Genomic DNA, 20,108 nt, shown 5'->3' on the forward strand with positions numbered 1-20,108 from the left:
ACCTACTGTTTAATTTTGAGGGTTCGTTTTTACGAATACTCAAAATTAGCACTTTAAGCAACAGAATAAACTGAGCGCATGCGAAGTTTGTTTGTTGGCGACGTGCGTTAGCACTTTAAGCAACGGGATTTATCCGTTGGCGCTGTGCGTTAGCACTTTGAAAACTGCATATATATTTAGTGATATGACATCTAATTTGTAATATATAAAGCTGATAACTTTTTAAAATTATCAAGTTGATAGACTTTAATCTATCAAACCTTTTTAACTGGTCAAGTTATTAAGGGTGCAGGGCGGATGCCTTGGCACTAGGAGCCGATGAAGGACGTGATAAGCTGCGATAAGCTTCGGGGAGTTGCACGTAAACTTTGATCCGAAGATTTCCGAATGAGGAAACTCACTTAGAGTAATGTCTAAGTATCATTAAGTGAATACATAGCTTAATGAGGGGAACTCAGGGAACTGAAACATCTAAGTACCTGAAGGAAGAGAAAGAAATTCGATTCCGTAAGTAGCGGCGAGCGAACGCGGAATAGCCCAAACCAATAAAGTTTTCTTTATTGGGGTTGCGGACATATCATAACGAAGAGGTATCGTAATTGAAGAGGTTTGGAAAGACCCACCACAGAAGGTAATAGTCCTGTATGTTAAACGAGAAGACTTCAGATATGATCCAGAGTACCACGGGACACGTGAAACCCTGTGGGAAGCAGGAGGGACCACCCTCCAAGGCTAAATACTACCTAGTGACCGATAGCGTATAGTACCGTGAGGGAAAGGTGAAAAGAACCCCGGGAGGGGAGTGAAATAGAACCTGAAACCCTGCACTTACAAGCTGTGGAAGCACATTTCTTGTGTGACCGCGTACTTTTTGTAGAACGGGCCAACGAGTTACGTTAAGTAGCAAGGTTAAGCACTTAAGGTGTGGAGCCGTAGCGAAAGCGAGTTTTAACTGAGCGTTCAGTTACTTGACGTAGACCCGAAACCGGGCGACCTACCCATGAGCAGGATGAAGCGAAAGTAAAATTTCGTGGAGGTCCGAACCCACGAGCGTTGAAAAGCTCGGGGATGACTTGTGGGTAGCGGTGAAATTCCAATCGAGCCCGGAGATAGCTGGTTCTCCCCGAAATAGCTTTAGGGCTAGCCTCAAGGTGAGAGATACGGAGGTAGAGCACTGAATGTCCTAGGGGGTATTGCACCTACCGAAGACTATCAAACTCCGAATGCCGTCATCTTATACTTGGGAGTCAGACTGTGGGTGATAAGATTCATAGTCGAAAGGGCAACAGCCCAGATCGTCAGCTAAGGTCCCTAAATGTAAGTTAAGTGGTAAAGGATGTGGGATTGCACAGACAACCAGGATGTTGGCTTAGAAGCAGCCACTCATTCAAAGAGTGCGTAATAGCTCACTGGTCGAGTGATCCTGCGCCGAAGATTTCCGGGGCTAAAACTTACTACCGAAGCTACGGCATCATTATGATGGGTAGGGGAGCTTCCCATACGGGTTGAAGCATGACCGTAAGGACATGTGGACAGTATGGGAGTGAGAATGTTGGCATGAGTAGCGAGATGTGGGTGAGAATCCCACAGGCCGTAAACCCAAGGTTTCCAGGGGAAGGTTCGTCCGCCCTGGGTTAGTCGGGACCTAAGCTGAGGCCGAAAGGCGTAGGTGATGGACAACAGGTTGATATTCCTGTACTACCGATAACCGTTTGAGAGATGGGATGACACAGTAGGATAAGCTAAGCACACTGTTGGTTATGTGTGCCCAAGCATTGAGGCAGTCAGAGTAGGTAAATCCGCTTTGATAATGCTGGGATGTGATGGGGAGCGAAGTTTAGTAGCGAAGTAGCTGATTTCACACTGTCAAGAAAAGTCTCTATCGAGGTTAAAGGTACCCGTACCGCAAACCGACACAGGTGGGTGAGGAGAGTATCCTAAGGCCCGCGAGAGAACTGTTGTTAAGGAACTCGGCAAAATGACCCCGTAACTTAGGGATAAGGGGTGCCACCATCCGGTGGCCGCAGAGAATAGGCCCAAGCGACTGTTTACCAAAAACATAGGTTTCTGCTAAGTCGCAAGACGATGTATAGGAGCTGACGCCTGCCCGGTGCTGGAAGGTTAAGGGGATCTGTTAGAGCAATCGAAGCAGTGAACTTAAGCCCCAGTAAACGGCGGCCGTAACTATAACGGTCCTAAGGTAGCGAAATTCCTTGTCGGGTAAGTTCCGACCCGCACGAAAGGCGTAACGATTTGGGCACTGTCTCAACAACAGACTCGGTGAAATTGTAATTCCGGTGAAGATGCCGGATACCTGCGACAGGACGGAAAGACCCCATGGAGCTTTACTGTAGCTTGACATTGGGTCTTGGTACTACATGTACAGGATAGGTGGGAGGCTTTGAAACCAGGACGCCAGTTTTGGCGGAGCCATCCTTGGGATACCACCCTTGTAGTACTGGGACTCTAACCATAGGCCATGAATCTGGTCTTGGGACACTGTCAGGTGGGCAGTTTGACTGGGGCGGTCGCCTCCCAAAAGGTAACGGAGGCGCTCAAAGGTTCTCTCAGTACGGTCGGAAATCGTACGTAGAGTGTAAAGGCAAAAGAGAGCTTGATTGCAAGACATACAGGTCGAGCAAGGATGAAAATCGGACTTAGTGATCCGGTGGTTCTGCGTGGAAGGGCCATCGCTCAACGGATAAAAGCTACCCTGGGGATAACAGGCTTATCTCCCCCAAGAGTCCACATCGACGGGGAGGTTTGGCACCTCGATGTCGGCTCATCACATCCTGGGGCTGTAGTAGGTCCCAAGGGTTGGGCTGTTCGCCCATTAAAGTGGTACGCGAGCTGGGTTCAGAACGTCGTGAGACAGTTCGGTCCCTATCCGTCGCAGGCGTAGGAAATTTGAGAAGACCTGTCCTTAGTACGAGAGGACCGGGATGGACGTACCTCTGGTGTACCAGTTGTTCTGCCAAGGGCATGGCTGGGTAGCTATGTACGGAATGGATAAGCGCTGAAAGCATCTAAGCGCGAAGCCAACTTCAAGATAAGATTTCCCACCGCAAGGGTAAGACCCCAGAAAGACTATCTGGTTGATAGGTCGAAGGTGTAAGTGCAGCAATGTATTTAGCTTATCGATACTAATAGGTCGAGGACTTGACCAAATTATTTGATGTTCATTCAGTAAAATATATGTGTAGTTTTTAGAGTGTTAACTCTATGTAAAGTACTAACTTCAATTAATATGGTATATATCATAAAAAACAATTACTATTTAGTACTTTAAAACTATTGACATTTAAAAATAAAGATGTTAATATAATACTTGTCTTATAAATAGGCAATATGTGGTTATAATAGCAAAGAGGATACACCTGTTCCCATTCCGAACACAGAAGTTAAGCTCTTTAGCGCTGATGGTACTTGGTGGGAAACTGCCTGGGAGAGTAGGACATAGCCACGTGGATATTCCAAGGTAGCTCAACGGTGGAGCAACCGGCTGTTAACCGGTAGGCTGTGGGTTCGAGCCCCACCCTTGGAGCCAAAAAAGCCGAAGTGGCGGAACTGGCAGACGCACAGGACTTAAAATCCTGCGGGACTTACCTCTCGTACCGGTTCGATTCCGGTCTTCGGCACTTATAAAACAATATCGCGGAGTGGAGCAGTTGGCAGCTCGTCGGGCTCATAACCCGAAGGTCGTAGGTTCGAGTCCTGCCTCCGCAACCATTAAAATATTAAAATGGCTCGTTGGTCAAGAGGTTAAGACACCGCCCTTTCACGGCGGTAACAGGGGTTCAATTCCCCTACGAGTCACCAATTAAATATGCGGGTGTAGCTCAATGGTAGAGTTCTGGCCTTCCAAGCCAGCTGTGAGGGTTCGATCCCCTTCACCCGCTCCAAAAATGGGACCATAGCTCAGCTGGGAGAGCACCTGCCTTACAAGCAGGGGGTCACAGGTTCGAGCCCTGTTGGTCCCACCATTTGCGGCCTGGTAGTTCAGTTGGTTAGAATGCCAGCCTGTCACGCTGGAGGTCGAGGGTTCGAACCCCTTCCAGGTCGCCAAAACAAAAAAATGCTGGTGTGGCTCAACGGTAGAGCAGCTGACTTGTAATCAGCAGGTTGTAGGTTCGATTCCTATCACCAGCTCCATGTAAAATTAATACGGAGGATTTCCCGAGCGGCCAAAGGGGGCAGACTGTAAATCTGTTGTCATCGACTTCGGTGGTTCGAATCCACCATCCTCCACCAAAAAAAATGCGCGGATGTGGCGGAATTGGCAGACGCACTAGACTTAGGATCTAGCGCCATTGGCGTGGGGGTTCGACTCCCTTCATCCGCACCATTTTTATTTGATTTGTACATATATAATTGTGGGTGCATAGCTCAGCTGGATAGAGCAACGCCCTTCTAAGGCGTGTGTCCGGGGTTCGAATCCCTGTGCGCTCACCACATATATTGGGGATTAGCCAAGTCGGTAAGGCACATGACTTTGACTCATGTATGCGTAGGTTCGAGTCCTGCATCCCCAGCCATTAAAATTAGGTTCATTAGCTCAGCTGGCAGAGCACCTGACTCTTAATCAGGGTGTCCCGAGTTCGATCCTCGGATGAATCATTGTGAAGTAGAATATGGAGAGGTGTCCGAGTGGTTTAAGGAGCTGGTCTTGAAAACCAGTGACTTCGAAAGGGGCCGTGGGTTCGAATCCCACCCTCTCCGCCAAATGCCCAGATAGCTCAGTCGGTAGAGCAGGGGACTGAAAATCCCCGTGTCGGTGGTTCGATTCCGCCTCTGGGCACCAAAATATGGCGGTATAGCTTAGTTGGCTAGAGCGTTCGGTTCATACCCGAAAGGTCATAGGTTCGACTCCTATTACCGCTACTAAAATTTAATGTGGGCCATTAGCTCAGTTGGTTAGAGCGCCCGGCTCATAACCGGTAGGTCTGGGGTTCGAGTCCCTGATGGCCCACCACATTAAATTAATTAAATAACTTCGAGGTGTAGCGCAGTTTGGTAGCGCACATGGTTTGGGACCATGGGGCCGGGGGTTCGAGTCCCTTCACCTCGACCAATTAAGGTGGGTATAGCTCAGTTGGTTAGAGCGCCAGATTGTGGCTCTGGAGGTCGTGAGTTCGACTCTCATTATCCACCCCAACTAATATGGTCTATTAGCTCAGTCGGTAGAGCACCTGACTTTTAATCAGGGTGTCCCGCGTTCGAGTCGCGGATAGATCACCAAAAAGGCGGCGACATAGCCAAGTGGTAAGGCAGTGGACTGCAACTCCTTGATCCCCAGTTCGAATCTGGGTGTCGCCTCCAATATATTCCAAGGTAGCTCAACGGTGGAGCAACCGGCTGTTAACCGGTAGGCTGTGGGTTCGAGCCCCACCCTTGGAGCCAAAAAAGCCGAAGTGGCGGAACTGGCAGACGCACAGGACTTAAAATCCTGCGGGACTTACCTCTCGTACCGGTTCGATTCCGGTCTTCGGCACTTATAAAACAATATCGCGGAGTGGAGCAGTTGGCAGCTCGTCGGGCTCATAACCCGAAGGTCGTAGGTTCGAGTCCTGCCTCCGCAACCATTAAAATATTAAAATGGCTCGTTGGTCAAGAGGTTAAGACACCGCCCTTTCACGGCGGTAACAGGGGTTCAATTCCCCTACGAGTCACCAATTAAATATGCGGGTGTAGCTCAATGGTAGAGTTCTGGCCTTCCAAGCCAGCTGTGAGGGTTCGATCCCCTTCACCCGCTCCAAAAATGGGACCATAGCTCAGCTGGGAGAGCACCTGCCTTACAAGCAGGGGGTCACAGGTTCGAGCCCTGTTGGTCCCACCATTTGCGGCCTGGTAGTTCAGTTGGTTAGAATGCCAGCCTGTCACGCTGGAGGTCGAGGGTTCGAACCCCTTCCAGGTCGCCAAAACAAAAAATGCTGGTGTGGCTCAACGGTAGAGCAGCTGACTTGTAATCAGCAGGTTGTAGGTTCGATTCCTATCACCAGCTCCATGTAAAATTAATACGGAGGATTTCCCGAGCGGCCAAAGGGGGCAGACTGTAAATCTGTTGTCATCGACTTCGGTGGTTCGAATCCACCATCCTCCACCAAAAAAATGCGCGGATGTGGCGGAATTGGCAGACGCACTAGACTTAGGATCTAGCGCCATTGGCGTGGGGGTTCGACTCCCTTCATCCGCACCATTTTTTATTTAATTTAATAAACGAGCGGGAATAGTTCAGTGGTAGAGCGCAACCTTGCCAAGGTTGAAGTCGCGAGTTCGAATCTCGTTTCCCGCTCCAAATTTTGTGTTTATATTGTAATGTGGGTGCATAGCTCAGCTGGATAGAGCAACGCCCTTCTAAGGCGTGTGTCCGGGGTTCGAATCCCTGTGCGCTCACCACATATATATTGGGGATTAGCCAAGTCGGTAAGGCACATGACTTTGACTCATGTATGCGTAGGTTCGAGTCCTGCATCCCCAGCCAAATAACATGGTCTATTAGCTCAGTCGGTAGAGCACCTGACTTTTAATCAGGGTGTCCCGCGTTCGAGTCGCGGATAGATCACCAATGGAGAGGTGTCCGAGTGGTTTAAGGAGCTGGTCTTGAAAACCAGTGACTTCGAAAGGGGCCGTGGGTTCGAATCCCACCCTCTCCGCCAGATGCCCAGATAGCTCAGTCGGTAGAGCAGGGGACTGAAAATCCCCGTGTCGGTGGTTCGATTCCGCCTCTGGGCACCAAAGTATGGCGGTATAGCTTAGTTGGCTAGAGCGTTCGGTTCATACCCGAAAGGTCATAGGTTCGACTCCTATTACCGCTACTAAAATTTAATGTGGGCCATTAGCTCAGTTGGTTAGAGCGCCCGGCTCATAACCGGTAGGTCTGGGGTTCGAGTCCCTGATGGCCCACCACATTAAATTATGAATACATGGTGGGTATAGCTCAGTTGGTTAGAGCGCCAGATTGTGGCTCTGGAGGTCGTGAGTTCGACTCTCATTATCCACCCCAACTAATATGGTCTATTAGCTCAGTCGGTAGAGCACCTGACTTTTAATCAGGGTGTCCCGCGTTCGAGTCGCGGATAGATCACCAAAAAGGTGGCGACATAGCCAAGTGGTAAGGCAGTGGACTGCAACTCCTTGATCCCCAGTTCGAATCTGGGTGTCGCCTCCAATAAAAAATGCGCTCATAGCTCAACTGGATAGAGTGTCTGACTACGAATCAGAAGGTTAGGGGTTCGAGTCCCTTTGGGCGCACCATATAAACATCGAGGGATTATAGCTCAGCTGGGAGAGCACCTGCCTTACAAGCAGGGGGTCACAGGTTCGAGCCCTGTTAATCCCACCAGTGCAAACCTCTAGTAATTTTACTAGAGGTTTTATTTTTGATTAAAAAAGTTTTCATATTTAGGAGGTAAGAAACTTGTATATAATAATAGGAAATGAAATAGTTGATAGCGAAGAACTAAAATTAACTATAGATAAAAATAGCAAATTTAAAGTTGAAAAAGATTTAAGTAAAAGTACAAAAAGGGAAGACGTAATTGCATATCAGTTGAGTATAGATTTGAATTACTTAGATACTATTATAAGCGAACAATATGATTCTGTTAACTTATCTGATGAAGAAAAATTTGATGAATATATGACTTTATCTGATGAACTTGCACTAGATTTAGAAGAATTTATGCCAAAATACACAATAATAAATGCTAGAGCATATAAATTAGATGAGGTAGATGGAGTCGTAAAAATAATCTTGGCTATAGCTTATGCGGATTTAGGTCATTTAAAACTTTCAGATGTAGTGAAGAGGGTATCTAGACAAATAGATTAGGGTATGAACGATATTAAAAAAATATATAAAATCTTACGTAAAGATGAAAATAATTATGTAAACATAAGAAAAAACAGTATAAAATCAAGTCAATTGTAGAAATTTTCACATAAATTTCCCTGAAATTCCATAAAAAATGCCTTAATTTTAGTGAGGTAAATTGAGTTTACACAGTCTAAAAATTACTTATATTTATAAATTTATCTTATTAATTAAGGAACTTGCTTAAACATCTTCAAAAATAAAGTATTTTAGTCTATAATCTTTAATATTACACAAACAATAAAGGAGAAGAATAGAGTATGCTTAAAAAGTTTAATAAAATACTAGTAGCTAATAGAGGCGAAATAGCTATAAGAATATTTAGAGCCTGTTCAGAATTGGGGATAAAAAGTGTTGGTATATATAGTAAAGAAGATAAATATGGATTATTTAGAACAAAAGCAGACGAATCATATTTGATAGGGGAAGGCAAAGGGCCAATAGATGCGTATCTAGACATGGATGGGATAATTGACTTGGCGAAGAGAAAAAAAGTTGATGCGATACATCCAGGATATGGTTTTCTAGCAGAGAATGCAGAGTTTGCTCGTAAATGTGAAGAGAATGGAATTACTTTTATAGGGCCATCATCTAAAGTAATGAATATGATGGGAGATAAGATAAACTCTAAGAAAATCGCAAAAGAAGTTAATGTTCAAACTATACCAGGTGTAGAAAAAGCAATAAAAAGTACTGAAGAAGCAAAAGAAGTTGCAAATAAAATAGGTTATCCTGTTATGATAAAAGCATCTAATGGTGGTGGCGGTAGAGGGATGAGAATTGTACACCGCGAAGAAGACTTAGAGATTGAATATGAAACTGCTTGTAGCGAATCAAGAAAAGCTTTTGGAGAAGATATCATATTTATAGAAAAATATATAGCTGATCCAAAACATATAGAAGTTCAAATATTAGGAGATAACTATGGAAATATAGTTCACTTGTACGAAAGAGACTGTTCAGTTCAAAGAAGACATCAAAAAATAATAGAATATGCACCAGCTTTTTCATTAGATGATAAAGTAAGACAAGAAATATGTGAAGATGCAGTCAAATTATCAAAGCATGTAGGCTATGCTAATGCAGGAACATTAGAATTCTTAGTAGATGCAAATGGCGGACATTATTTTATAGAGATGAACACAAGAGTACAGGTTGAACATACTGTAACAGAGATGGTTACAGGAATAGATATAGTTCAAAGTCAAATACTAATAGCTCAAGGTTATAGTTTAGATAGTGAAGAAATCAATATAAAATCACAAGATGATGTAGAAATAAGAGGGTATTCTATTCAATGTAGAATAACTACAGAAGACCCTAAGAATAAATTCATGCCTGATACAGGGAAAATTCAAGTGTATAGAACTGGTTCAGGATTTGGTATAAGACTAGATGGTGGAAATGGATTTACAGGTGCAAATATAAGTCCTCACTATGATAGTTTACTAGTTAAAACAATTTCTTGGGATAGAACATTCCAAGGAGCAATAAATAAAACTATAAGATCAGTAAAAGAGCTTAGAGTTAGAGGAGTTAAAACTAATGTAGGATTCTTAGTTAATGTTTTAAATAATCCTATATTCTCAAATGGTAAATGTAGCACTAAGTTTATAGATGAAAATCCAGATTTATTTGAAATAACAGAAAGTAAAGACAGAGGAACAAAATTACTTCAATTCATAGGGGATGTAATTGTAAATGATAATGCTTGTAAAGAAAAACCATTATTTGATGCATTACATGACCCAAGAATGGATAAAGATGGCTCAAAGGCAGAAGGAAGTAAAATACTTTTTGATAAGTTAGGTAAATCTGCATATATAGAAAAGATAAAAAATGATAAGAAATTATTGCTAACAGATACAACAATGAGAGATGCACATCAATCATTATTAGCAACAAGAATAAGAACATATGATTTATTAAAAGCTGCTCAGCCAACAGAAAAATATCAAAAAGATTTATTCTCACTTGAAATGTGGGGTGGAGCTACTTATGATGTTGCATATAGATTTTTAAAAGAATCACCTTGGCGTAGATTACAAAAGCTAAGAGAAGAAATACCAAGTATAATGTTCCAAATGTTGCTTAGAGCATCAAATGGAGTTGGATATAAAAATTATCCAGATAATGTAATAGAAGAATTTACAAAAGAATCTGCTAAACAAGGTATAGATGTATTTAGAATATTTGACTCATTAAACTGGGTTGAAAATATGAAGCCATCTATAAATACAGCTTTAGAAACTGGAAAAATTGTTGAAGCAACTATGTGTTATACAGGTGATATACTAGATAAAACTAAAACTAAATATAATCTAGAATATTATATTAAGATGGCACAAGAATTAGAAAGTTTAGGAGCAGATATAATAGCAATAAAAGATATGTCAGGACTTCTTAAACCATATTCAGCTTACACTCTAGTTAAAGAGTTAAAGAAAAATATAAAAGCACCAATACATTTACACACTCATGATACAAGTGGAAATGGTGTAGCAACTTGTTTAATGGCATCAGAAGCTGGAGTAGATATAATTGATGCTGCATTAGAATCTATGGCAGGACTTACAAGTCAACCATCACTTAATGCTATAGTAGAGGCTCTTAAAAATACAGAAAGAGATACAGGTATAGATTTATTTGGATATGATGAGTTAGGAAAATATTATAAGGACTTAAGAAAAGTTTATAGCAAATTTGAAAGTGACTTAACTAACTCTTGTGCAGAAATATATAATTTTGAAATACCAGGTGGTCAATATACAAACTTAAAACCTCAAGCTGATAGTTTAGGATTAGTTAATAGATTTGACGAAGTTAAAGAAAAATATAAAGAAGCTAATGAAGTTGTAGGGAATATAATAAAAGTAACTCCATCTTCAAAGGTTGTAGGAGACTTAGCTATCTTTATGACTAAAAATAAATTAGATAAAGGCAATATAATTGAAGAAGGTAAAAACTTATCATTCCCAGATTCTGTTGTGGACTACTGTAAAGGTATGATTGGTCAACCAGAAGGTGGAATACCAAAAGATTTACAAGAAGTAGTTTTAAAAGGCGAAGAAGCTATTACAGTAAGACCTGGTTCATTATTACCAGCAGAAGATTTTGATGAAATAGCTAAATATCTAGATGAAAAATATGACATAAATGCTAATATAAGAAATGTTATAAGTTATGCTTTATATCCAAAAGTTTATGAGGATTATATCAAACATTTACAACACTATAATGATATATCTAAACTTGAAAGTGATGTATTCTTCTATGGTTTAAATAAAAATGAAGAATGTGAAGTAGAGATAGAAGAAGGTAAAGTATTAACAATAAGATTAGTTGAAATCGGTGAAGTTAAGGAAAATGGATTTAGAACTATAGGATTTGAATTGAATGGAATGGTTAGAGAAGTAGAAATAAAAGATAGAAACTTCTCTGGTAAAATTCATAATGTTGAGAAAGCTGATATGAATGACCCTCTTCAAATTGGAGCAAGTATACCAGGAAAAGTTATAAAAATAATGGTTAAAGAAGAAGATGAAGTAAAAGCCAATCAACCACTAATAGTTATAGAAGCTATGAAAATGGAGACTATAATAGTTGCTAAGACTGATGGAGTAATTAAGTCAATCAAAGTAAAAGAAGATGATATGGTTGAAGATAAACAATTATTAATGATAATGAAATAATTGAATTAAGATAATTAAAAAAACACTCTAAAACATTTAATAAAAAATGTTTTAGAGTGTTTTTATTTATTTAAATTAAATTTTTGTTAAAAAAAAGAGGAAAATTACATCCATATGTAGAAATAAAGCTAGTAAGGAAAATGTTATCTAAAAATTCTAAAAATAATAAACATTTTCTGGACTATTTCTTAGGAAATAACAGCTAAGAGAAAATACATAAATTTAAAAGGTGGGTGCTTATATGAAGGTTTATGATAGTAAAATGTTGAGAAATGTAGCGGTATTAGGACATAGCGGATGTGGAAAAACAAATCTAATCGAAACTATAGCTTACACAGCAAACACTAATAAGATACCTAAATTAACAGACAAGGTAAATATGACTTATAGTATGGGATTAATACCTATAGAGTATAATGATTATAAGTTTAACTTATTGGATACCCCAGGATATTTTGACTTTAGCGGAGACGTTGTATCATCTCTTAGAGCAAGTGATGCAGCAATAATAGTAATAGATGCAACAGCACCTATTCAAGTTGGTACAGAGAAATCATTGGAACTAACTGAGAGTATTCCTAAGATAATGTTTATAAATAAAATAGATAATGAAAAAGCAAGATATAAAGACGCAATAGCAATGTTAAGAGAAAAGTACAACAATAAGATAGTTCCTATGATAAGTCCTATATATAAAGATAAAAACTTTGTAAAGTTACATAATGTATTTGAAAACATAGATGATTTAGAAGGTGAATTCAAGGAACAAGCTATGAGTGTTAAAGAAGCATTAATGGAGCTTATAGCAGAGACAGATGACCAAATATTAGATAAATATTTTAATGGTGAAGAGTTAACTACAGAAGAAATACAAAAAGGTATTGTTATAGGGATACAAAGAGGTGATATTATACCTGTAATATGTGGTTCAACTATAAATAATATAGGAACAAAAGAAATATTAGATACTATATCAAATTACCTAGAACCTATTTTTACAGAAGAAAGTAAACCATTTAGAGGATTAGTATTTAAGACTATGGTTGACCCATTTGTTGGTAAAATGTCATATATAAAAATTACTGAAGGTGTACTTTCTAAAGATAAAGATGTCTTTAATATAAATAAAAGTGTAAAGGAAAAGATAGCTAATATATATACATTAAAAAATAGTGAATTAGTGGAAGTAGAAAAAGCTAAAGCTGGAGATATAGTAGTTGTAACTAAAATTAATTCTCTAAAAACAGGAGACACTATATCTACAGATAAAGATGCAGAAGCTTTAGAAAATATAGATTTCCCTAAACCACAGATATACTATGCAGTAAAACCTAAGAATAAAGGTGATGAAGAAAAAGTAGCATCTGTATTAAATAAACTAGTAGAAGAAGACCCTACATTACATTCTTATAGAAATACAGAGACAAAACAAGCCCTTTTAGGAGGACAAGGAGAACTTCATATAAAAACAATTAAAAATAAAATGAAAGATAAATTTGGTGTTGATGTTGAATTAAATGACCTTAAAGTTCCTTATAGAGAAACTATAAAAGGAACAGCAGATGTACAAGGAAAACATAAAAAGCAATCAGGTGGTCATGGTCAATATGGAGATGTAAAAATAAGATTTGAAAGATGTGAATCTGATTTTGAATTTACAGAAGAAATATTTGGTGGGTCTGTACCAAAACAATATATACCTGCAGTTGAAAAAGGTCTAAAAGACTCTATGCAAAAAGGTGTATTAGCTGGTTATCCTGTTACAAATATAAAGGCTACACTTTATGATGGTTCATATCATGATGTAGACTCTTCTGAAATGGCTTTTAAGATGGCAGCGAGTGCCGCCTTTAAAAAAGGTATGGAAGAAGCACATCCAATACTACTAGAACCTATAATGAAGCTGAAGATAACTGTACCAGAAGAATATATGGGAGATGTTATGGGTGATATAAATAAGAGAAGAGGAAAAATATTTGGAATGGAGCCAGATAATAAAGGGAAACAAATAATATTTGCAGAAGCTCCACAGGCAGAGACATTTAAATATGCAATAGATTTAAGAGCAATGACACAAGGTAGAGGATACTTTGAAATGGAATTAGCAAAATATGGAGAGGTACCATCACAATTTGCAGAAAAAATAATTGGGTTAGCTACTGCAAAATAATAGGTAAAATAGAATAATAAATAATTAATAGTATACTATTAAAAATATTTTTAGGATTTGAACTAGGTATAAGTTTATTTTATGTAAGCATATACCTAGTTTTTGTATTTTATTATTATTATTTTTTAGAAATGTTTAATAATAAAGGTGAGAAGGTATATCTAAAATATAAAACATTTAATAATAAATCAAAATTTTAATGTTTGGTTATCATAAATGTAATTAATAAAACTTTATAATTGATAAAGAGGTAAATTCATGTTTAAATTGTTATAAAAAATATAAAATTATGTAATTTAGGGCTTTAAAAATTTAAATAATAGGTGTAAAATAGTAGTCAAAGAAAGTCAAAAATTAAAAGGCGTGTGGTGATATTAATGGCAACTATGACAGATATAATTGAAAAATTTATTAAAGATTTGATGGAAGAGGATAATAGCATACAAATTCAAAGAAATGAACTAGCAAACTTGTTTAGTTGTGCACCATCACAAATAAATTATGTCTTAACAACAAGATTTACAATAGATAAAGGGTATTATATTGAAAGTAAAAAAGGTGGCGGAGGATATGTTCAAATAGAAAAAATACGAAAAAGTAAAGATGGACATATTAGAGAATTATTAAATGAAAAAATAGGAAGTCAAATATCATATAAAAAAGCAAAAGAATTATTGGAAAGTTTGAGAGAGTCAGGCTTAATTAGTGAAAGAGAACTAAAATTAATATTATATGCAATAGATGATAAATCATTATGTATGCCAGTATATGAATTAAAAGAGAAGGTAAGGTCTAATATTCTAAAGAATATAATAATAGGATTATTTAGTATAGAGGAGTGATAATTTATGCTATGTCAAAAATGTAATAAGAATAAAGCATCCGTATATTATAATAAGATAGTCAATGGAGAGAAGACAGAAATGTACCTATGTAGTGAATGTGCAAAAGAGAAGACAGAAATGAATTTTAATTTAGATATGCCTTTTTCAATGATGGATATATTTTCTAACTTAGGATTTCAACCTAAAAAAGAACTTGAAGAGAAGTTAGTTTGTCCAAATTGTAATATGACTTATAGCGAATTTAAGAATAATGGAAGGTTTGGATGCAGTGAATGCTACAATGCATTCAGTAGCCAAGTAAATCCAATGCTCCAAAATATACATGGACACATAGAGCATACAGGTAAGGCACCTAAAAAATCTTTTTACAAGATAAGTGTAGAAAATGAGATTAAAGAATTAAAAGAAGATTTAGATAGAGCTATAAAAAATGAAGAGTATGAATTGGCTGCTCAATTTAGAGATAAAATTAAATATTTAAAAGGTTCTATTGACTAAGATTGGAGTGATATTGTGAGAGAGAACATAGTCATGAAATCAAGAGTTAGGCTAGCTAGAAACTTAAATAATTATCCTTTTCCAAATAGATTAGATAAAGAAAGTGCTATGGAAATAATAGAAAAAGTAAAAAATGTATTTATGAATTCTAGTTTAGAGCAAAAAGAAGAATTTGATTTTTATAAAATTGAAGATTTAGATAAATCTAAGAAAATGCTTATGGTTGAAGAACATATAATAAGCCCAGATTTAGCAGAGAATGATAAAAGTGCAGTTATAGTAAAAAAAGATAAAACTGTAAGCATAATGATAAATGAAGAAGACCATATAAGAATACAAACTATGTGTGATGATTTAAATTTAGAATATGCATATAACATAGCAAATGAGATAGATGATTTGTTAGAATCAAGTTTAGAATATGCATTCAGCACAAAGTTAGGTTATCTTACATCTTGCCCAACTAATACAGGAACAGGAATGAGAGCTTCTGTGATGATGCATTTACCAGCATTAAGTCAATTGGGATATATGGATGAACTTTATAAAATATCCTCACAAATAGGCATAGCTATAAGAGGTATATATGGAGAACGAACAGAAGCATTAGGAAACATATATCAAATATCCAATCAACTTACACTTGGAAGAACAGAGTCTAATATTATAGAGAATGTAAGTGGTCTTACAAAAGATGCAATATCAAAAGAAATAAAAGCCAGAGAAATATTGCAAAAAAAATTAGGTATAAAATTAGAAGATAAAATATTTAGGTCAATAGGAACACTTGAAAACTCAAGAGTAATGAGTAGTTCAGAGGCTATGAGCCATCTATCAAATATAAAAATGGGGATAGAAATGAACTATATAGATAAACTAGATTTAAAGGCGATAGAACAACTTATGATAGGTATACAACCAGCACATCAGTCAATAATGTATAAGAGTGATGATGTTGAGAATAGAGATATAAATAGAGCAACATACATTAGAGAAACTTTGGAGAAATTAAGAGGAGGGATGAATTATGAACTTCAATAGATTTACACAAAGAGCTAAGAAGGCAATTGATTTAGCATTTGAATCTGCCAAAGCCTTAGGGCATAATATTGTTGGGAGTGAACATATACTTTTAGGTCTTTTAAGAGAAGAAGAAGGTATAGCTGCTAAAGTTCTAAGTAAAGTTGGATTTACAGAGGCTTATTTAGAAGGTAAAATAATTGATATGGAAGGTAAAGTAGACGGAATTCCAGAAGATATAGTATTAAGCCCAAGAAGTAAACAGATACTTGAACTGTCAGGTATGTTTGCAAACAAATTAAAAACAAATTATATTGGGACTGAACATATACTATTATCTATTATTCAAGAAGGAGAAGGAATTGCTAATAAGATTTTAAATTATGCAGGAGTAAATGATAGAACTCTTGCCCAATTAACAATTGATATGATGGGTATTAGTGATAAAAATCAATATAAACCAGAAAATAGTTACACGGGCAACCAGAATCAAGTAGAGTCAAAGGTGCTTGATAAGTATGGAAGAAATCTTACACTATATGCAAAACAGAATAAAATAGACCCTGTAATAGGTAGAGAGAAAGAAATACAAAGAGTAATACAAATACTAAGTAGAAGAACAAAAAATAATCCAGTATTAATAGGAGACCCAGGAGTAGGTAAAACAGCTATAGCTGAAGGTTTAGCAACAAATATAGCCCTAGGAAATGTTCCAGAAACGTTAAAAAATAAAACTTTATATTCTTTAGAGATGGGTTCATTATTAGCTGGTGCTAAGTATAGAGGAGAATTTGAAGAGAGAATCAAAGAAGTTGTAGATGAAGTTATTAAAAATGGAAATATAATTTTATTTATAGATGAAATGCATACAATAATAGGAGCTGGCTCTACAGGAGAAGGTTCTATAGATGCATCAAATATATTAAAGCCAGCTTTAGCAAGAGGAGAAATACAAGTTATAGGTGCAACAACAATTGATGAATATAGAAAGCATGTTGAAAAAGATTCTGCATTAGAAAGAAGATTCCAACCAGTTATGGTGGATGAACCAAGTAAAGAAGACTCAATAAAAATATTAGAAGGATTAAGAGATAAATATGAAGCTCATCACAAAGTTAAAATAACTGACGATGCTATAAAATCAGCTGTAGAATTATCAACTAGATATATATCAGACAGATATCTACCAGATAAAGCGATAGACTTGATTGATGAAGCTGCATCAAAAGTAAGATTAAAGGAAAATACACCTCCTTCAGAAATAAAGAAATTAGAATTAGAAATAGAAAACATAGACAAAGAAAAAGAAGAAGCAGTGAGATGTCAAGACTTTGAGAAAGCAGCAAAAATAAGAGATGAACAAGGTCTACTTAAAAAACAATTAGAAGACGTAAGAGAAAGATGGAATAAATCATCTAAACATTCTGATTTAGTTGATGGAGAAGTTATTGCTGAAGTAGTTGGCTTATGGACAGGGATACCTGTTAATAAAATTCTTGAAGAAGAAGCTGATAGACTTCTAAGACTTGAAGAAATATTACACAATAGAGTAATAGGGCAAGAACAAGCAGTAAAATCTATCTCAAAGGCAATAAGAAGGTCAAGAGCAGGTCTTAAAGACCCTAATAGACCAATTGGTTCATTTTTATTTTTAGGTCCTACAGGAGTCGGTAAAACAGAATTATCTAAGGCATTGGCAGAAGTACAGTTTGGAGATGAAAATCAAATAATAAGAATAGATATGTCTGAATATATGGAAAAACATGCTGTATCAAGAATGATAGGTTCGCCTCCGGGTTATGTTGGTCATGATGAAGGTGGTCAATTAACTGAGAAAGTAAGAAGAAATCCATATTCAGTTATTTTATTTGATGAGATAGAAAAAGCTCACCCAGATGTATTTAATATTTTGTTACAAATTTTAGATGATGGTAGATTGACTGACTCAAAAGGAAGAACTGTAGATTTTAAGAATACTATCATAATAATGACATCAAATGTCGGAGCATCTACGATTGGCAGACAAAAAACTTTAGGTTTTAGTATTGCTAAAGGAGACGAAGAAGAAAAGTCTCAATATGAAAAAATGAAAGAAAATATAATGGGTGAATTAAAACAGAGATTCAGACCTGAGTTTTTGAACAGAATAGATGATATAATTGTTTTCCATTCATTAAATGAAAATCACATATCAAAAATAATACTTTTAATGGTGGCTAAATTACAAGAAAGACTAAAAGAAATGGATATAAAATTAGAAATGAGTGACGAAGCTGTTAAATTAATTTCTAAATCTGGATTTGATTTAGAATATGGAGCAAGACCTCTTAAAAGAGCTTTACAAAAAGAGTTAGAAGATGAATTATCTGAAGCAATCTTAAAGGGTGACGTGAAAAAGGGAAGCACTGTAGTAGCAAAAGTAAAAGATGACAAAATAGTTTTTGAAACTAAATAATTTAATAGAGTTGCATTTTAAAATCTTGCATATACAAGTTTTAGAGATTAAACAGAATTTTAAGGGCAATGAATCTATAATAATTCATTGTCCTTAATTATTTTATTTAATCTTTACATATTGTCTTTCACATATGCTAAAATTATAGTATAGAATAATAAATTAAGGATGATAAAAGTATGGCAAAAATAAAAACAAAATATGTATGTCAATCTTGTGGATATGAAACAGCTAAATGGCTGGGAAAATGTCCTGAGTGTACAAAGTGGAATACATTTGTAGAAGAAGTAGACCAAAAAAGCACTAAAAAAGAGGTCTTTATAATAGATAAATCTTCATCTAAACCAGTTAGCATAAATTCAATAGAAAGCAAAGAAGAAGAGAGATTTACAACAGATATAAATGAATTGGATAGAGTACTAGGAGGCGGTATAGTTAAAGGCTCTTTAGTACTTGTTGGTGGAGACCCTGGTATAGGTAAGTCAACACTTTTAATCCAAGTTTCTAGCAATGTTGCGAATTTAGGAAAAACTGTTTTATATATAACTGGAGAAGAATCAGAATCTCAAATAAAAATGAGAGCTAAAAGATTAGGAATTAACTCAGAAAATTTATATATATTTGCTGAAAACAATTTAAGTATAATTGAATCTTATTTAGAAAGTGTAAATCCAGAATTAATAATTCTAGACTCAATTCAAACTGTCTTTAGTCCAGAAATATCCTCGGCACCAGGAACTGTCAGCCAAATTAAAGAAGGTACTTCAAAATTTATGAAAATTTCTAAGAAAATGGGTATTTCAACATTCATAGTTGGTCATGTGACAAAAGAAGGTTCACTAGCAGGACCAAAATTATTAGAGCATATGGTTGATACTGTTCTATATTTTGAAGGTGAAAGATATAATACTTATAGATTAGTAAGAGCTGTTAAAAATAGATTTGGCTCAACAAATGAACTTGGAGTATTTGAAATGAGAGATTTAGGATTAGTAGAACTTGATAATCCATCTAAAATCTTGATATCTGAAAAACCAAAAGATGTAGCAGGTTCAGTAATAATATCTACTGTAGAAGGTACGAGACCAATGTTACTTGAATTACAAGCACTAGTTTCGCCTACAAGTTTTGGTATACCAAAAAGAACCTCTACAGGAGTAGACTATAATAGAGTAGGTATGTTATTAGCAGTATTAGAAAAACGTGTTGGATTGCAAATACAAAATCAAGATGTCTATATAAACATAGTTGGAGGAATAAAGATAAATGAACCTTCAATTGATTTAGGCATAGCTATTTCTGTAGCATCTAGTTTTAGAAATATACCTATAGATGAAGATATAGCTGTTACAGGAGAAGTGGGTCTTACAGGAGAAGTTAGGGCAGTAAGCTTTATAGAAAAGAGAATAGCTGAATGTAAAAAACTTGGATTTAAAAAGATAGTAGTTCCTAGAAGTAATTATGATGTTGTAAAAGACACCAAAGGTATAGAAATATGGCCAGTAGATAACTTAAGACAAGCTATAAATATAGTACTTGGGAGGAATCAATAAAT

Annotated in this window: 8 protein-coding genes, 44 tRNA genes and 2 rRNA genes; all 54 read left to right on the plus strand. The window is 36.6% G+C overall.

Annotated features, from left to right (window positions below; translation table 11 throughout):
* The first annotated feature begins 270 nt into the window (after window positions 1-270).
* A 23S ribosomal RNA gene (locus ACTG48_RS00165) occupies window positions 271-3,167 on the plus strand.
* Between the two features lie 182 nt (window positions 3,168-3,349).
* Window positions 3,350-3,466, plus strand: a 5S ribosomal RNA gene (gene rrf / locus ACTG48_RS00170).
* Between the two features lie 6 nt (window positions 3,467-3,472).
* Window positions 3,473-3,547 (plus strand) — tRNA-Asn (locus ACTG48_RS00175).
* A gap of 5 nt (window positions 3,548-3,552) precedes the next feature.
* Window positions 3,553-3,638: transfer RNA gene (locus ACTG48_RS00180), tRNA-Leu, on the plus strand.
* A gap of 15 nt (window positions 3,639-3,653) precedes the next feature.
* Window positions 3,654-3,729: transfer RNA gene (locus ACTG48_RS00185), tRNA-Met, on the plus strand.
* A 15-nt stretch (window positions 3,730-3,744) separates the two neighbouring features.
* Window positions 3,745-3,819 (plus strand) — tRNA-Glu (locus ACTG48_RS00190).
* A gap of 9 nt (window positions 3,820-3,828) precedes the next feature.
* Window positions 3,829-3,902, plus strand: a tRNA-Gly gene (locus ACTG48_RS00195).
* Between the two features lie 5 nt (window positions 3,903-3,907).
* Window positions 3,908-3,983: transfer RNA gene (locus ACTG48_RS00200), tRNA-Val, on the plus strand.
* A gap of 5 nt (window positions 3,984-3,988) precedes the next feature.
* Window positions 3,989-4,065: transfer RNA gene (locus ACTG48_RS00205), tRNA-Asp, on the plus strand.
* A 12-nt stretch (window positions 4,066-4,077) separates the two neighbouring features.
* A tRNA-Thr gene (locus ACTG48_RS00210) sits at window positions 4,078-4,152 on the plus strand.
* A gap of 14 nt (window positions 4,153-4,166) precedes the next feature.
* A tRNA-Tyr gene (locus tag ACTG48_RS00215) sits at window positions 4,167-4,251 on the plus strand.
* Window positions 4,252-4,261: 10 nt separating this feature from the next.
* Window positions 4,262-4,345: transfer RNA gene (locus tag ACTG48_RS00220), tRNA-Leu, on the plus strand.
* Window positions 4,346-4,375: 30 nt separating this feature from the next.
* Window positions 4,376-4,452 (plus strand) — tRNA-Arg (locus ACTG48_RS00225).
* Window positions 4,453-4,459: 7 nt separating this feature from the next.
* Window positions 4,460-4,535, plus strand: a tRNA-Gln gene (locus ACTG48_RS00230).
* Between the two features lie 9 nt (window positions 4,536-4,544).
* Window positions 4,545-4,617 (plus strand) — tRNA-Lys (locus ACTG48_RS00235).
* Between the two features lie 16 nt (window positions 4,618-4,633).
* A tRNA-Ser gene (locus tag ACTG48_RS00240) sits at window positions 4,634-4,722 on the plus strand.
* A gap of 3 nt (window positions 4,723-4,725) precedes the next feature.
* A tRNA-Phe gene (locus tag ACTG48_RS00245) sits at window positions 4,726-4,801 on the plus strand.
* 6 nt (window positions 4,802-4,807) lie between these two features.
* Window positions 4,808-4,881: transfer RNA gene (locus ACTG48_RS00250), tRNA-Met, on the plus strand.
* Between the two features lie 14 nt (window positions 4,882-4,895).
* Window positions 4,896-4,972: transfer RNA gene (locus ACTG48_RS00255), tRNA-Ile, on the plus strand.
* A gap of 22 nt (window positions 4,973-4,994) precedes the next feature.
* Window positions 4,995-5,071: transfer RNA gene (locus tag ACTG48_RS00260), tRNA-Pro, on the plus strand.
* Between the two features lie 6 nt (window positions 5,072-5,077).
* A tRNA-His gene (locus ACTG48_RS00265) sits at window positions 5,078-5,154 on the plus strand.
* Window positions 5,155-5,162: 8 nt separating this feature from the next.
* Window positions 5,163-5,238 (plus strand) — tRNA-Lys (locus ACTG48_RS00270).
* 7 nt (window positions 5,239-5,245) lie between these two features.
* Window positions 5,246-5,319: transfer RNA gene (locus tag ACTG48_RS00275), tRNA-Cys, on the plus strand.
* A gap of 6 nt (window positions 5,320-5,325) precedes the next feature.
* Window positions 5,326-5,400 (plus strand) — tRNA-Asn (locus tag ACTG48_RS00280).
* 5 nt (window positions 5,401-5,405) lie between these two features.
* Window positions 5,406-5,491, plus strand: a tRNA-Leu gene (locus ACTG48_RS00285).
* Between the two features lie 15 nt (window positions 5,492-5,506).
* Window positions 5,507-5,582, plus strand: a tRNA-Met gene (locus ACTG48_RS00290).
* Between the two features lie 15 nt (window positions 5,583-5,597).
* Window positions 5,598-5,672 (plus strand) — tRNA-Glu (locus ACTG48_RS00295).
* 9 nt (window positions 5,673-5,681) lie between these two features.
* Window positions 5,682-5,755 (plus strand) — tRNA-Gly (locus ACTG48_RS00300).
* A gap of 5 nt (window positions 5,756-5,760) precedes the next feature.
* A tRNA-Val gene (locus tag ACTG48_RS00305) sits at window positions 5,761-5,836 on the plus strand.
* 5 nt (window positions 5,837-5,841) lie between these two features.
* Window positions 5,842-5,918: transfer RNA gene (locus ACTG48_RS00310), tRNA-Asp, on the plus strand.
* 11 nt (window positions 5,919-5,929) lie between these two features.
* Window positions 5,930-6,004, plus strand: a tRNA-Thr gene (locus tag ACTG48_RS00315).
* Window positions 6,005-6,018: 14 nt separating this feature from the next.
* Window positions 6,019-6,103 (plus strand) — tRNA-Tyr (locus ACTG48_RS00320).
* 9 nt (window positions 6,104-6,112) lie between these two features.
* Window positions 6,113-6,196 (plus strand) — tRNA-Leu (locus ACTG48_RS00325).
* A 24-nt stretch (window positions 6,197-6,220) separates the two neighbouring features.
* Window positions 6,221-6,295: transfer RNA gene (locus ACTG48_RS00330), tRNA-Gly, on the plus strand.
* Between the two features lie 24 nt (window positions 6,296-6,319).
* Window positions 6,320-6,396, plus strand: a tRNA-Arg gene (locus tag ACTG48_RS00335).
* Between the two features lie 9 nt (window positions 6,397-6,405).
* Window positions 6,406-6,481 (plus strand) — tRNA-Gln (locus tag ACTG48_RS00340).
* A gap of 8 nt (window positions 6,482-6,489) precedes the next feature.
* A tRNA-Lys gene (locus ACTG48_RS00345) sits at window positions 6,490-6,565 on the plus strand.
* Between the two features lie 2 nt (window positions 6,566-6,567).
* Window positions 6,568-6,656 (plus strand) — tRNA-Ser (locus ACTG48_RS00350).
* A gap of 3 nt (window positions 6,657-6,659) precedes the next feature.
* Window positions 6,660-6,735: transfer RNA gene (locus tag ACTG48_RS00355), tRNA-Phe, on the plus strand.
* Between the two features lie 6 nt (window positions 6,736-6,741).
* Window positions 6,742-6,815 (plus strand) — tRNA-Met (locus ACTG48_RS00360).
* A gap of 14 nt (window positions 6,816-6,829) precedes the next feature.
* Window positions 6,830-6,906, plus strand: a tRNA-Ile gene (locus ACTG48_RS00365).
* A gap of 20 nt (window positions 6,907-6,926) precedes the next feature.
* Window positions 6,927-7,003 (plus strand) — tRNA-His (locus ACTG48_RS00370).
* An 8-nt stretch (window positions 7,004-7,011) separates the two neighbouring features.
* Window positions 7,012-7,087 (plus strand) — tRNA-Lys (locus tag ACTG48_RS00375).
* A gap of 7 nt (window positions 7,088-7,094) precedes the next feature.
* Window positions 7,095-7,168, plus strand: a tRNA-Cys gene (locus tag ACTG48_RS00380).
* A 9-nt stretch (window positions 7,169-7,177) separates the two neighbouring features.
* Window positions 7,178-7,254 (plus strand) — tRNA-Arg (locus tag ACTG48_RS00385).
* Window positions 7,255-7,266: 12 nt separating this feature from the next.
* A tRNA-Val gene (locus ACTG48_RS00390) sits at window positions 7,267-7,342 on the plus strand.
* Window positions 7,343-7,417: 75 nt separating this feature from the next.
* Window positions 7,418-7,831, plus strand: a complete 414-nt coding sequence (locus ACTG48_RS00395) for a hypothetical protein (protein ID WP_021382496.1) — start codon at window positions 7,418-7,420, stop codon at window positions 7,829-7,831.
* Between the two features lie 302 nt (window positions 7,832-8,133).
* On the plus strand, window positions 8,134-11,565 hold the full coding sequence (locus ACTG48_RS00400) for a pyruvate carboxylase (RefSeq protein ID WP_479917854.1): 3,432 nt from the start codon (window positions 8,134-8,136) through the stop codon (window positions 11,563-11,565).
* 241 nt (window positions 11,566-11,806) lie between these two features.
* A complete protein-coding gene (locus tag ACTG48_RS00405; RefSeq protein ID WP_479917855.1) occupies window positions 11,807-13,735 on the plus strand; it encodes an elongation factor G in 1,929 nt (642 codons plus the stop codon).
* A 377-nt stretch (window positions 13,736-14,112) separates the two neighbouring features.
* Entirely contained in the window at window positions 14,113-14,577 is a 465-nt protein-coding gene (locus ACTG48_RS00410) for a CtsR family transcriptional regulator (protein ID WP_479917856.1), read from the plus strand.
* A gap of 6 nt (window positions 14,578-14,583) precedes the next feature.
* Window positions 14,584-15,078 (plus strand): UvrB/UvrC motif-containing protein, encoded by a 495-nt coding sequence (locus ACTG48_RS00415; RefSeq protein ID WP_479917857.1) that lies wholly within the window; start codon window positions 14,584-14,586, stop codon window positions 15,076-15,078.
* Window positions 15,079-15,093: 15 nt separating this feature from the next.
* Window positions 15,094-16,119, plus strand: coding sequence for a protein arginine kinase (locus ACTG48_RS00420; protein ID WP_021382480.1), 1,026 nt, complete (start codon window positions 15,094-15,096; stop codon window positions 16,117-16,119).
* Window positions 16,106-18,553: an ATP-dependent Clp protease ATP-binding subunit gene (locus ACTG48_RS00425; protein ID WP_479917858.1), complete on the plus strand. Its 2,448-nt coding sequence runs from the start codon at window positions 16,106-16,108 to the stop codon at window positions 18,551-18,553. The genes ACTG48_RS00420 and ACTG48_RS00425 overlap by 14 nt, the downstream gene beginning before the upstream one ends.
* Window positions 18,554-18,732: 179 nt before the next feature.
* Window positions 18,733-20,106, plus strand: a complete 1,374-nt coding sequence (radA, locus tag ACTG48_RS00430; protein ID WP_021382493.1) for a DNA repair protein RadA — start codon at window positions 18,733-18,735, stop codon at window positions 20,104-20,106.
* Window positions 20,107-20,108 lie beyond the last annotated feature (2 nt).

The organism is Clostridioides sp. LIBA-6822 (genome assembly GCF_056688955.1).

Excerpts from the sequence above, each read along its gene's own strand:
- ACTG48_RS00425 (WP_479917858.1), top strand. The coding sequence starts at position 16,106 with ATGAACTTCAATAGATTTACACAAAGAGCTAAGAAGGCAATTGATTTA.
- ACTG48_RS00410 (WP_479917856.1), top strand. The coding sequence starts at position 14,113 with ATGGCAACTATGACAGATATAATTGAAAAATTTATTAAAGATTTGATG.
- ACTG48_RS00405 (WP_479917855.1), top strand. The coding sequence starts at position 11,807 with ATGAAGGTTTATGATAGTAAAATGTTGAGAAATGTAGCGGTATTAGGA.
- ACTG48_RS00415 (WP_479917857.1), top strand. The coding sequence starts at position 14,584 with ATGCTATGTCAAAAATGTAATAAGAATAAAGCATCCGTATATTATAAT.
- radA (WP_021382493.1), top strand. The coding sequence starts at position 18,733 with ATGGCAAAAATAAAAACAAAATATGTATGTCAATCTTGTGGATATGAA.
- ACTG48_RS00400 (WP_479917854.1), top strand. The coding sequence starts at position 8,134 with ATGCTTAAAAAGTTTAATAAAATACTAGTAGCTAATAGAGGCGAAATA.